This window comes from Bifidobacterium sp. B4081 (assembly GCF_026537335.1).
Lineage (GTDB): Bacteria > Actinomycetota > Actinomycetes > Actinomycetales > Bifidobacteriaceae > Bombiscardovia.
Genome location: NZ_JAFNMM010000001.1, coordinates 207,013 through 219,267, shown reverse-complemented (window position 1 = coordinate 219,267; position 12,255 = coordinate 207,013). Strand labels below are relative to the sequence as shown.

12 protein-coding genes are annotated in these 12,255 nt (G+C 57.8%); 10 read left to right on the top strand and 2 right to left on the bottom strand.

The annotated features are described in order from the left end of the window. Positions 1–95 precede the first annotated feature (95 nt). Positions 96–296: a hypothetical protein gene (locus tag J3T92_RS00875; RefSeq protein ID WP_267399303.1), complete on the top strand. Its 201-nt coding sequence runs from the start codon at positions 96–98 to the stop codon at positions 294–296. An 843-nt stretch (positions 297–1,139) separates the two neighbouring features. Then, positions 1,140–2,147, top strand: a complete 1,008-nt coding sequence (locus J3T92_RS00870) for an aldo/keto reductase (protein ID WP_267442767.1) — start codon at positions 1,140–1,142, stop codon at positions 2,145–2,147. Positions 2,148–2,494: 347 nt separating this feature from the next. On the opposite strand, the gene J3T92_RS00865 is transcribed toward J3T92_RS00870, so the two are convergent. Continuing rightward, a complete protein-coding gene (locus J3T92_RS00865) occupies positions 2,495–6,388 on the bottom strand; it encodes an LPXTG cell wall anchor domain-containing protein (RefSeq protein ID WP_267399300.1) in 3,894 nt (1,297 codons plus the stop codon). A gap of 157 nt (positions 6,389–6,545) precedes the next feature. Between J3T92_RS00865 and J3T92_RS00860 the strand changes: the two genes are divergently transcribed. The 6 genes from J3T92_RS00860 (at position 6,546) to J3T92_RS00835 (ending at position 9,882) form a co-directional block, all read left to right on the top strand. Beyond that, positions 6,546–7,037, top strand: a complete 492-nt coding sequence (locus J3T92_RS00860; protein WP_101432914.1) for an inorganic diphosphatase — start codon at positions 6,546–6,548, stop codon at positions 7,035–7,037. A 148-nt stretch (positions 7,038–7,185) separates the two neighbouring features. After that, positions 7,186–7,632, top strand: coding sequence for a DUF3290 family protein (locus J3T92_RS00855; protein WP_121915011.1), 447 nt, complete (start codon positions 7,186–7,188; stop codon positions 7,630–7,632). 3 nt (positions 7,633–7,635) lie between these two features. Then, a complete protein-coding gene (locus tag J3T92_RS00850) occupies positions 7,636–8,280 on the top strand; it encodes a DUF421 domain-containing protein (RefSeq protein ID WP_267399299.1) in 645 nt (214 codons plus the stop codon). Positions 8,281–8,420: 140 nt separating this feature from the next. Further along, positions 8,421–8,738 carry a type II toxin-antitoxin system RelE/ParE family toxin gene (locus J3T92_RS00845; RefSeq protein WP_267399298.1) on the top strand — a complete coding sequence of 106 codons (318 nt, stop codon included), beginning with the start codon at positions 8,421–8,423 and terminating at the stop codon, positions 8,736–8,738. A 48-nt stretch (positions 8,739–8,786) separates the two neighbouring features. Then, a complete protein-coding gene (locus J3T92_RS00840; protein WP_024626894.1) occupies positions 8,787–9,101 on the top strand; it encodes an addiction module antidote protein in 315 nt (104 codons plus the stop codon). A 217-nt stretch (positions 9,102–9,318) separates the two neighbouring features. Next, entirely contained in the window at positions 9,319–9,882 is a 564-nt protein-coding gene (locus tag J3T92_RS00835) for a manganese efflux pump MntP family protein (RefSeq protein WP_267399297.1), read from the top strand. Between the two features lies 1 nt (position 9,883). Here J3T92_RS00835 and J3T92_RS00830 read toward each other — a convergent pair whose 3' ends face one another. Continuing rightward, positions 9,884–10,546 (bottom strand): hypothetical protein, encoded by a 663-nt coding sequence (locus J3T92_RS00830; protein WP_267399296.1) that lies wholly within the window; start codon positions 10,544–10,546, stop codon positions 9,884–9,886. Between the two features lie 159 nt (positions 10,547–10,705). On the opposite strand from J3T92_RS00830, the gene J3T92_RS00825 reads away from it, so the two are divergent. After that, positions 10,706–11,536: a winged helix-turn-helix transcriptional regulator gene (locus J3T92_RS00825; protein WP_267399295.1), complete on the top strand. Its 831-nt coding sequence runs from the start codon at positions 10,706–10,708 to the stop codon at positions 11,534–11,536. A gap of 61 nt (positions 11,537–11,597) precedes the next feature. Then, entirely contained in the window at positions 11,598–12,245 is a 648-nt protein-coding gene (gene nth / locus J3T92_RS00820) for an endonuclease III (RefSeq protein WP_267400209.1), read from the top strand. The last annotated feature ends 10 nt before the right edge of the window (positions 12,246–12,255 follow it).

Genomic DNA, 12,255 nt, shown 5'->3' with positions numbered 1-12,255 from the left:
TGTGACATTCCACTTTTATATCTGCTCAGGATGAATATATAGAACCTAACCTATTAAACAAACCACTGTCAAAGCACTTTCCATAAATTCGTCGAATGACGCAGCATCGCCAGCAAGCCTGTGAAAAGCCAGCAAATGGAAAAAACTGCCCAATCCATATCAATAACTTTATGGGTGAAGACATCCCCGGCACATTTAAGGGTGACATGACCGAACGAGTCATGGATCAGATGAATTATTCCGCCGGACCTGACACAACCACCATTCACTTTTGCACCCTACTGCTATTTGAATAAACTACTCAACTATAGGAATCAGCATATAAAATCAATGTCGCTTCGGTAAGATGAAATAAGACATGTTTCAGCTGAACATCGACGTTGCTGTCGTATCTTATTATTTATTTAATGAGGTGCATAATACAAGAATTCTCCCAAGGAGAACGGTACCGATGTCCATAGGACTGGTAGATGGGCTCGTGCTTGCTATCAAATCTCTGGTTAAACGCGCTGGAGTTATCGGCGTTTTCGGCGGTGTCGCCCTCGAACACAGGCAAAGGAGAAAATACTCCGGACTTTGCATGCCGTGGCCCTTGTAGCTGTTTGGTCGACATGGAGTACCCCATTTCCAGCTCACACACTGCACGTCACCAGCAAATAATCTTGGAAATAGAGGCGTGTGCTGTCGCAAGTTCGGCATACTGGGCAATTTATGAAAGTAGAGTTGCCGGAATTTTTCCCGCTGTAGCTTTTGCGTATACCCCTTATATTATGCCCTACTTATGCAAAGTAGATGAATCCCTATAAGGCCAATAAGTACGCTTAATGTTTGATCCCAATAGCCGTCGGTCGGAAAGGCTGCTACTACCAAGTCAAAAGATGGCAGTGCAGAAGAATCCTAGATATTATCTGCTCAACATAGTTTGTCCAAAAGGTCACAACACAAATCCCAACCCTTGCTACTAATGAAATTAGAAACTGAATTCGCTCATATTCCAGCTCATTGCTTCTATCATGCCAGTTAAAGCTCGTAGCATGTAAGCAATAAAAGCTTGGATGCTCCTTCGCAAAGTACCCTTTCACCGACTCGAACTTGCTAGCATGATTGCATCTGTACCAAGGAAGGACAGGGGCATCCGAATGCAATACACGCAACTAGGCAAAACGGGCATCGATATATCGAAAATCTGCGTGGGATGCATGAGCTTCGGCAAACGAGGCACTATGCACGACTGGACCCTGGACGAGAAAGGGACCGATGTGGTCGTTGCCCATGCCGTGGACCTGGGCATTACTTTTTTCGACACGGCCAACGGCTACTCGGCCGGAACCAGCGAAGAGTATCTGGGAAAGGCGCTTAGAAAGCATACAAGCCGCGACCGGGTTGTCATTGCTTCTAAGGTCTATTTCAATGAGGGGCGACTTTCATCCAAGGCCATCCATCGGGAGATCGATAGCACGCTCAAGCGGCTGGGTACCGACTACCTGGATCTCTACATCATCCACAGGTTCGACTATGAAACGCCCATCGAGGAGACCATGGAAGCACTGAACGATCTGGTCCAGGTTGGCAAGGTGCGAGCGCTGGGCGCATCGGCCATGTACGCCAGGCAGTTTCAGGACATGCAAAGGGTCGCCCGAGACAACGGCTGGACCCCCTTCAGCGCCATGGAGAACCATTACAACCTGCTCTATCGGGAGGACGAGAAGGATCTAGTACCCTTCTGCATAAAGACGGATGTCTCCCTGATCCCCTACAGCCCTCTGGCCGCTGGCCATCTGACACGGCCCACATGGACCGCCGACACCCTGCGCAGCTCGACTGATAAGGTCTCGCGCGGCAAGTATGACCGGGCCGAGGACAACGACCTGACCATCATCGATCGTGTACAAGAAGTGGCAGAGCAGCACAACGTTCCTATGGCCCGGGTAGCCATCGCCTGGCAGTGGGTCAAAGGGATCGCTTCACCAATCATCGGCGCCACCAAGGCCCGTCATCTTGACGATGCCGTGGCTGCGCTGGATTTGGAGCTCACACCCGAGGAGATCGCCTCCATGGAGGAGCCCTACCTGCCGCACGAGACCGTTGGAGCCATCGACAGCAACCCGCCCCAAGGTGTGTTGCTACTGGACGCAGAGGAGAATTAGCGCAATTCCCTATGGTTTGATATCCAAGGTCAGGAGCGCAGGTAGGTTAGACCTAATCACTTACTGCTGGTTGATCCGAGCTTTCGACGACTACCAGAACAGTCGAAACATCCATGGTCTCAGCATCTTCATAATCAGCCAGCGCATTCAACGCTTCCAATGGCTGCGGCTTCCCAGAAGTTCTTCTGTCAACACGCTCTTGCTTTGGAACCGGAACAGGCCGGTATGCACATCGCACAGTTCGACCGCCCTGCAGCTGGTCAAAACCGCCTTTGGATCTAAGATTGGTTTTGTTAGGTCAATCGACAGACCAAATGCGCACTCCCGACTCCGTATCTGTTCCAAGATCACTGTCGCCCGTGGTTGCTGACGGACATCTGTCTGGCCAAGCGGAAGAGGATAAGCCCGGTCATGACCGCTGCAGCGGCGAGGACCACGGGAAGCACCACCAGAGATCCGGTCTTAGGCAATGCGTCTTCCAGAGCGTTCCAGTCATCAGTGTTGGATTCGACAGCTGAATCAGCACAGAGCAAACGACCATCGAACACCATTCCGCGAGAACCCGTGCGCCCAGCGGCTTTTCGGGCATTTTCCAGTTGGGGTGGGGAAATCTGATCCTCTACCGGACATGGCACCAGCGGTCTGCCGACTACTCGGGCCCTGTCGGTGTGCCGACCTGATATGCCCGTCACTGTGGCTTGCACATCTACCGATTGACCAGGTCGGAGCATCAGGGTCGACCAGTTGTCAGGATAGTGGACCCCGGTCACCTGCCCATGACCGAGGACTGTCTGATCCTCCAAATGCAGTTGGCGGGCAGGGAAGATTGCTCCAGTCCCATCGCTGGGATCGCGAGGAGAATCGTTGGTGATCCGGAAGACGATGGGAACATCGTCATGAGTCCGGAGAGCCTGCTCGGGCTGATCCCGATCACCCTTGGGCATGCCGCCGGCCTGATCAAATTTTTCGATATGCAAAGCCGGCGTCATATCGGGCGTGCTCGTCCAGACCGTGTTGGATGCCAGAATCTTGTCCTGATAGAACTCAGTGAATCGGTTCTCATGACGGTCCACGTTCTTCAGCCGCCTGCATTGCAAGTAGACCCTCCAACCGACCGGGCGGTCGCCTGAAGTGCTGACCAAGGCCAGATACCGCGATGTAGCCTCCACTTTGATCAGACCTGCAGGGCCTGCGGTCATCGTAAACAAAGGACCGCCATGTATATCTGCGGACATGTCCGAACCAGCCATAATCTGTCCATGATGAATCAGGATGTGCCCGTTCTCGTAAAGGTCCTGGGTTGCGTAGACGGCCCAATGGCCAGTGAACCTATCCACCGCTGAGTCCAGCCGATCCTCAATCCGCCAGGTTTTCACTTGCGGGTAAGCCCTTCCGGCCGGCAGCAGACTGGAGTCCAGGCGATAGAGGAAGAGCCGATCGCGGTAGATACTGCCGCCATGTGCGCTTTTCCCGCCCACGGCGACCACCACATCCTTGGCGGGATTGAGCAACTTGACCGGATTGGTAACCACGTTGGTCGCTTTATGCAGGTCGTTGACGATCTGGGTCGCTTGGTTGCGTACTACATAACCTGATTCTGCGCGGATGACCGTGTAAGGCAGGACCACATCGTAGGTGCGTCCCAGCAGTCCTTGGTCAATAGCCGGCTCTCTGAGGGGATTATGACCGCGGGCAGCAGCATAGGCAGCCAGATCGGTAGGCTGAGGATCCCCTTTGAGTGTGACGCCGGTGGCAGGAACATAGGTATCCACGGTTTTGGCGAAGACCAGGACTACACCGTTTTCAACCTGGATATTGAAAGCCTTGGTGTAATCGCGGCCGTCGGAACCCAAAACTTCGATATGTTTGGAATTGATATCCAGGTGACGAGCGTCGTAGGCATCCGTCATACCCAGCCGCCAGACCGGATAGGCGGTGTCTTTGCGACGGGCGTCCAGACTGATCCGGTAGGCCCCTCGGTCGCCCACAAAAAGCACCTTGCCGTCGATGCTGACTCCTGGATCATGTGCGCTGACATCGTTCTTTGAGGGGTGGAAGTCAGCCGGTGGATTGCTTACCTGGTTGGAGGGGGTCAACGAGTTGTTCAGCGTCAGTACCCACTGATTGCCTACACGATGATCCGTTGGAGCCTTGGGATCAACCCTGCCTTCAAAACGCAGACGGATCCTGGGATTGCCCCCGGCACGCCACTGGCTGATCCGGGCGGGGTCGGTGAAGGTCATCCGAAGGCTGTGCTCCTTGTCTTTCCACTTTGTGGCGTATCCGGTCTTGGCGATGACGTCGCCGCTCTGCAGGTCAGTCACTTCAAGAGTCTGCTTGTCGGGCAAAAACCAGCGATCGTAGACATCCGTCAGGATGATTGATTTGACAGGATAGGCCAGATTGTCGGGCAGGCTGGGCTGGGTGTCCAGCTGATACTCCAGCCTCTGACCAGGAAAGACCACCTTGCCGTCAACACTGGCCTGCTCCCCGCCTTGGCCGGCCTCCGAAATGACATCCTTGCGCACCGGAGGCAGGTATCCACAGATGCCCGGCTTGTTGGTCTGTACGCTCTGCGTGTTGACAGTCTGGGAACCCGAGTTGGTCAGCGCCGCGCCCTGGCTGCCATGGCCGTTCGGGGCCTTGCAGAAAGTCAGTTCCTGGTCAGATGTTCCGCCCAGATCCTTGCGAACCTTGGCTGCACCACCGCCGTTGGCGAAGCGAACCGTAAAAGGAACCAGCATGGTGACCTGCCTAGGATCCTCCATCCCCTTGAGACCCTTCAGCCATCCGCTTTTGGCCTGTACACGCGCCCGAGTGCCGGTCACGCTGATCTCGAAACGATCGGTCACATCCCTGCCCTTGTTCACAATGTCCTGGATGCTGCTTCGGCGGTAGTGCCCATCTGCATCCACCTTGGCCTTGGCCTCGAAAATCCGAATAGCCCGAGCACCATCCTGATCAACCAGATAGTCGGCAGCGCTCCAGTCGTCAGTCAGGGTAAAAACCTTAGGAGCCTCAATCAGATGGGCTTCAGCAGTGGCGTTGACCACCGACCCCACTCTGTCGCCGTCCAGAAAGGCATGTCCATCCGCACCGGTTTTGTTGGTCCACTGAGGGTCGACGACTGCTTTCCAAAGCCCGGTAGCAGGATCGCGCAGAATCCAGGATTTGTCTGGTCTGGGCTTCCAGGTGGGAGTGCGGCGTTCAGGGGTCGATTGATCAACCTGACGGACGGTGCCCTTCCAACGGACTTTTCCACAGTCCAGGATGACCCCGATATCCGGCTGCTCGACAGTCACATCCAGCTGCCATACCCATTGATGCTCCTCAGGCAGAGTCCCGCCCTTCCAGGTGGCTGTAGCCCTATTGCCGGGCGGTCTGCTTCCATCGGCCGTGTTGAAAGCGAATTTGCTGGTCAGATCCTCACCGCTGGTCAGGTCTTTGACCTTCTGCCCGGTGACACGGTACTGCTTGCCTTGGGGATCGAAGACATCGCTGAAGGTCAACTCGCGGCCGCCCCGACCGGTTCCTGTCTCGATGCGGGTGCGGTTGGTCATCCCATCCGCGCTGGTGCCAGGATCCACTTTCTTGTCGGGTGGATTCGGCGGCAGATCGGCCGGTTTAGGCTCATAGTCATTGAGCATGAAGACCACCAGGGAGATGCTGTGCTCGTTGCCGGCATACATGTCGGCGAACTTGTCCAGGCTGTCTCCGGGCTGGTCCCAAAAAGGTTCGCCGGTCCGATAGGTCACCCCGCGGTTGCTGAAGGTACGGTTGGCCACCTGACTTCGCCAGTTGTCCATCCATATGCTGTGGATGGCCATGCTGACCCCATCGAAGACCCGCTGAGAGCCGCGATAGCCCGTGACCACACCCACGCCGGTCACCCGGCAGTGGCTTTGTCCGGATTCGTCGGCATGGGCCTCGTTAAAGCGTGCCTGGCAGTTGCCGTTGGCCTCATCCAGAGCCTGGCGTTTGACCCGAGCAGTGGTGGCATTGCCGCCATCCACAATCCCCATTTTGGAGAAGGCCCTGTCGATGCTGCCTATCTCATAGCCACCAAAGGAGCCATGGTCGTCATCCTTGTAGGTCCAGCCCTGCCAAAACCGGCCATTGCCTTCAGCACCACCGCCGGAATGTCCTGATCCGCCGCCGGCCATGGCGGGGGCCGCCGGGCCTACAAGCGTCGCCAGTGCAGCCAAGGCCGCCAGCAGACCCGTCCATCTGCGCTTGTTCATACTTGTCCTCACTCTTCGCCCACCCCATGAATCGAGTATGAACGGCCGCCGAGCAGGCGTGAGCGTCAGCGAAGCACTGTGGTCGAATGTGCCCCGGGACGGTTATGCTGTGTATGAGACATTCCTATGCCGTCCAGACCGAAAAGGAGACAGGACAATGGCAGAGACATTCGACGTGTTGGTCGAGATTCCTCGGGGCTCCCGCAACAAGTATGAGATGGACCACGACAGCGGCCACATCAGGCTGGACCGCACCCTCTTCACCTCCATGGGCTACCCCGACGACTACGGCTACATCGACGGCACCCTGGGCGAGGACGGCGATCCCCTGGATGCCCTGGTCATGATTCCCGATTCGGTCTTCCCGGGCTGCATCGTCGAATGCCGCGCCGTGGGTCTCTACCACATGGTCGACGAGGCTGGCGGGGACGACAAGGTCCTTTGTGTGCCCGCCGATGTGCGCTTCGATGCCATCAAGGACATCGATGACGTCTCCGACTTCCACAAGCAGGAGATCAAGCACTTCTTCGAGCAGTACAAGGCCCTGGAGCCGGGCAAGGAGGTCATGCCCGGCGATTACTGGACCAACGCGGAGGCCGCCGAGACCCAGATCAAGGCTGCACGCCAGCGCCTGGCCGAACAGCACTGACCTCTCAGGGCCGACTAGCGGTCACAACCACCCCGGCAAGGGCCCAATCGAGCGCCTGAACCGGGGTTTTGCATGCCCAAATCCTCCCAAAACACGTCTGGCCGTCTACGATTGCCAATTGCGGGTGCGCGCAAGGGCAGGAGCGGCTATGACTTTCTATACATACCAATACCTCAAGGGCGGGCAGACCAACTGGACCATGATCAGGATCATCGTGGTCGTCGTTCTGGCCCTGGCCTTTCTCTTCTTCCTGTTCATGTACTCCCGCCACCGTTGGAACCATAAGTACAAGGATCTGTCTATCATCCTGGCCACCCTGCTTCTGCTGGCGGCGGCCATCCAGTACAGCGACTACACCAATCTGCGCACAGCCAGCCTGCAGAGCGGTCAGCTGACCACCGTCATCGACAAATCCGCTGCCAAACTCAAGGTCAAGCCTGAGCAAATCAGTATCAACGACACCTCGCGCAACAACGACATGATCATCAAGACCCCCAAGGGCTACTACACCCTGGTATTCAACAGCTCCGGCTCCGAGTTCCTGCTGCAGCGCGCCGACCTGTACCACCCAGACATCACCGTGATCGGAGAGTGACCCATGGATATCAATTTCTACGTCAACGTGGCCCTGAAGCTGATCGTCGGGCTGCTCTTCATCACCCTGCTCATCAACGTGACCGGCAAGGGGAATCTGGCGCCCACCTCGCCCATGGACCAGCTGCAGAACTACGTCCTGGGCGGCATCATCGGCGGGGTCATCTACAGCGACAGCATCTCCATGGCCCAGTACATCGTCATCTTGCTGATATGGGCGGCGCTGATCCTCATCACCCGATACGCCAAGACCCACATCCATGCAGTGGGCAAGTACATCGACGGCGAACCGGTCACCATCATCAAAAACGGCAAACTGCTGGTACAAAATTGTCTCAAGGTCAACCTGACAGCCAAGGAGGTGGACTTCAAGCTGCGCACCAAGGGCATCAACGACATCCGCGACGTCAAGCGGGGCATCGTCGAACAGAACGGCAGCCTGACCATCATCTCCGAGGGTGACAAGGACGTGCGCTATCCGGTGGTCATGGACGGACGGGTCAATCCCGACGTGCTGGATACCATGGGACGGGACGAGGACTGGCTCAATGAGCAACTGGACAAACAGGGCATAGACAAGGTCAGCGACGTGTACATGGCCCGCTTCCAGAACGGCGAGTTTTACGCCGTCACCTACCAGGATCAGTAGTACTCGAAAACTGACTACAGCATTCGCGAATCACTCGACATTCAGGTGTCATAAACAATTGTTGCAATGTACACTGTAGTGTACACTTTCTTGTGGGGAATGGGACGCATCTTCTCGAAATAAGAGGGGAAAGCGACACCATGCCCTTATCCATCATTAAGGTACTGGAGACTGAGGAATTCAGCCGGTGGATTGATGAGTTGAAAGACACTCAGTCGGCAGCCCGCATCCTACACCGATGGGAACAAGTAAAACGATCCGGACACCTTTTAGGCGACTGGAAGACTGTGGGAGAAGGCGTATTTGAAATGCGTTTTCACAATGGTCCGGGTTACCGCACCGACTTCGGGCTGAAGAACAAACAGGTCGTGTTGCTGCTTTGCGGCGGCAGCAAGACTCACCAGAAGAGGGACATAGACCGGGCAAAACATCTGTGGAAGTCATATCTGGAGAGCTGACGGCATCCAGATGGGGAACAAACGGACCACATTAAGGACAGAGTCGTGATGACGTTGAAGATCAGGGAATTTCATGCAGGGGACCATATACATACCGAGCAAACAGCCGTCCGCTACCTGCAGGTTGCCATGGAGGAGGCCGACAAGGCCGAAACCTCTCGGCAGGGGGCTGCCATCATCGCAGATGCACTCGGTGAGGTGGCACGAGCACAGAGGCATATGAGCGCCATCGCCTCTGATGCCGACCGATCCCGGTCGGGCATCTACAAGGCCCTGAGCAATCAAGGAGATCCGGCACTGAGCACGGTCATCAGCGCCGTCCATGCGGCAGGGGGCAGTCTGACTGTGACCATGGCTCACTAAGGGGCCGATCGGATAGCCTGTCATGCTTGATTATCACAGCGCTGACAAGTAAAATCTGTGTCCATATTGTTATGGCGTAGCATGTGAACGGCGTTCAACGAATTCAAAGCCGATTCCAATCGGCAGTTCCGCGCTCGACGCTCCCGAGGCGTAGGCGGGTTTGAGGAGACCTGGTCGAGGCCCATCCCACCAGGGATGAACCCTTTCAAGGAATGCCGTGTTCTTGAGATTGTTGTTTATCGCTTTAGGTGTATCTTCTGATGCCTTCGCCGTCTCCATCAGCAAGGGACTGTCCGTGGACCGACTGCGGGCGCGCCACCATTGGCTGGTCGGGCTGTGGTTCGGCGGATTCCAGACTCTGCTGCCCCTGCTAGGTTACTTCGCCGCTTCCATGCTGCAGGATTCCCTGGCCGCTGTGGATCACTGGATTGTCTTCGGCATCCTTTCAGCCATCGGGGTCAACATGATCCGAGAGGGTGTCTACGGCAAGGAGGAGGGAGCGGACGGCGAGGAGAACTTCTCCTGGCGGAAGATGCTTCCTGCGGCCATCGCCACCAGCATCGACTCATTCGGAGTGGGCGCGGGTCTGGCCCTGCTGGGCATCAACATCTGGCTGTCCGCACTGGTCATCGGGCTGGTGACGGCGGCGGCCTCCATTCTGGGGCTGCGCATCGGATACGCGGTCGGGTCCCGCTGGCGCAAGCCTGCCAGAATCGCAGGCGGCATCATTCTGATTGTCATGGGCATCCAGATCCTTCTGGATCACCTGATGAATGCCTGACTCAGAACGTCGTCTGCAAGACCATGACGGACAGGGCCACGATGGATCCGGCCAAAAGAACCGACATCAGCGCCAGGCCAACGGCCCCACGCCGATCAGCTGCCTCCTGGGCCCAGTGATAGCCCGAAGTCATCAACCCGACCAGCAGCAGCAAGGCCACAAGCACCACCAAGATCAGCATCAGGTCAGGTCGCAGGCCTCTGATCAGCTCTGGCAGGAAGACCCACCCCGAGGCAGCGACGGCGGTCACCCCGCCCATGGCGGTTGCAGAAATGCCCCGAATGACCATCCGCCTGTCCCGACGCAGCATCTGCCGAACAAACATGAACACGGCCAGGAGGGCCAGCAGGAATGCCGCAGTCGTCAGCCAGGCCCAGAGGGCACCAGGTCCCTGTACGACCAGGGCCGGCACCAGAGCGACCAAGGTCAGCAGGCCGAACATGGCTCGGTCAGGACCGGGTCGGATGCCTTTGCCCACCAGGGGCCAAGAGGCCAACAGGGCCAATGCCAGCACCAAAACCAGAACGGCCTGCACCCATCGAGCGACCCGAGGAGCGGCCAGCAAGCCCGTCGCCACGCCCGGCAGGATCAGGGCCGCCAGGGCCACCAACTGCGTCAGAGCGGGCGCGCGCCCATCCCGGGTTTCTTTTACGGTCTGCGCCATGGGTCCTCCTGCCTGTCCCCGTCGGGGAGCCATACGTCACATCCTAGGGCAAGGCCATCCTGTGGACTCGGAGCCCCTGTGACGGGCCGATTGTACAATGATGACGACTGTTCAACGAATCCACCGCTATGGACGAACGGACAGGGAAGAAGGTACCCCGTGACGGATCTGACCCTGATGACCTGCGCCGATGACCCGGCATCGGTTCTGCCCGCCTTGGCCCTGCTCTCCCATCGAGTGCGCGTCCTGCCCTTGGACGCCGCATCCCTGGTAAGAATGCCCGAGGATACCGTTCTGCTGATCGATGCCAGCGACGACCTGGCCGAGGCCAAGACCCTCTGCAACCTGACCCGAGCCTCGGGCCTGTCCACGCCCATCATCCTGATTCTGAGCGAGGGTGGCTTCACCGTGGTCAATGCCAGCTGGGGTGTAGCTGATGTGATCATTCAGTCCGCATCACCCGCCGAGGTCGAGGCCCGGTTGCGCTTGGTCTGTCAGCGCGTGACACCGACGCGCAAGCCGGATGCCCAGCCGGAAGAGGCGGAGGATCAGGTGCCCACTGGCCAGGTTCGCTCGGGTGACCTGGTTGTGGACACCGAAAGCTACACGGCCCGGATACACGGCCGTCCCATCAACCTGGCCTACAAGGAATTTGAGCTGCTCAAATACCTGGTCCAGCATCCCGGCAGGGTCTTCACCAGGGCACAGCTCCTCCAGGAGGTCTGGGGCTATGACTACTACGGCGGCACCAGAACGGTGGATGTACACGTGCGGCGGCTCAGGGCCAAGCTGGGCAGCGAGTACGAGCACCTGATCGGCACGGTCCGCAATGTGGGATACCGGTTCGACCCGCCCTCATCGGCCAGAACGGCCCAGGCTCCCAAGGCCACGACAGATGCAGGAAGCGAACCGGATACCGCCGAGCAAAATGACAGCCAGTCCGAACAATCCAAAGATGCCAAGAAGAAGAAAACCGATCATAGTGACTGATGCATCATCCAATCGAAAGCACCCCCAAGGCAGGGAGAGCAAAGCCCAGCGCCTGACCCGCATGCACGCGGAATACCGCATCCTTTGCCAAGTCTTTCCCGAGGCGGTCTGCGCCCTGCACTTCCGCAACCCCTTCGAACTGCTGGTGGCCACGGTCCTGAGCGCCCAGACCACCGACAAGCGGGTCAACTCGGTGACCCCCGAACTCTTCGAGCGCTACCCCGACCCTGCAACCATGGCCCAGGCCCAGCCGACCGAGCTGGAGGCCATCATCCATCCGGTAGGCTTCTACCACGCCAAGGCCCGCCACCTGCTGGGGCTCTCCCTGATGCTGACCGAGGATTACGGCGGAAAGGTCCCTGAGACCATGGGGGAGCTGACCAGCCTACCTGGTGTGGGGCGCAAGACCGCCAACGTGGTCCTGGGCAACGCCTTCAACATTCCTGGATTCCCTGTGGACACCCACGTCACCCGGGTCACCGGCCGCCTGCGCTGGCGGACCGACTGGCGCAGCACCCATCCCGATCCGGTGAAGATCGAGCATGAGATCTGCGACTGCTTCCCGCCCGAGGACTGGACCAATCTATCGCACAGACTGATCCTCCACGGCCGGGCTACCTGCCACGCCCGCAAACCTGACTGCCTGCACTGCCCACTGGCCGAGACATGTCCCAGCGCCGAGCTCCTGGCCGGACCGGCCTCTCGATAGAATCAAAACC